The sequence below is a fragment of the Pseudoalteromonas sp. S2755 genome, assembly GCF_005886535.1.
Taxonomy (GTDB): Bacteria; Pseudomonadota; Gammaproteobacteria; order Enterobacterales; family Alteromonadaceae; genus Pseudoalteromonas.
In genome coordinates, this window is sequence record NZ_PNDS01000248.1 from 1 (window position 1) to 454 (window position 454).

Here is a 454-nt window from a genome sequence, read left to right on the forward strand (position 1 = left end):
ATGATAGCGATTTTCGTCCAAGTCATGGATTTACGAGATATCATTGCCAATGTCATGTTACTGACCGACGATGATGAGGCCAACGACACCGACGCTTGGCTTGCCTTTACCCTAACGGGTATTGGTTTAGTACCAGTTGTGGGCTCAGCGGTCAAAGGCGTGGGCAAGGTTATCTTAAAAAATACTGGAGAATCCCTCTCTGCTGCGCTTGCCGTTTTACGCAAGCTAGGCAAAGGCGACCCAGTTAAATACTTAAGAGACATCAACTGGCAAGACCTAGGAAAACAATCCGCCACGGAAGTTAAAAACATCGTCAAAGGCCTGCGCGATTCACTCGATGACATGTCTACTAGTTGGCACTACGACCTACTACTCCCTGCCGCCGCCATCGAAGGCATGCAAGCCCCGGTAAAACGACTAGACGAGCTCACCAGCACCAACCCCCAGCATATGC

Annotated in this window: 1 pseudogene; it reads left to right on the forward strand. The window is 50.0% G+C overall.

What is annotated here, in order from left to right:
• Window positions 1–454: pseudogene (locus CWC03_RS23845) on the forward strand (hypothetical protein); the annotation flags it as partial.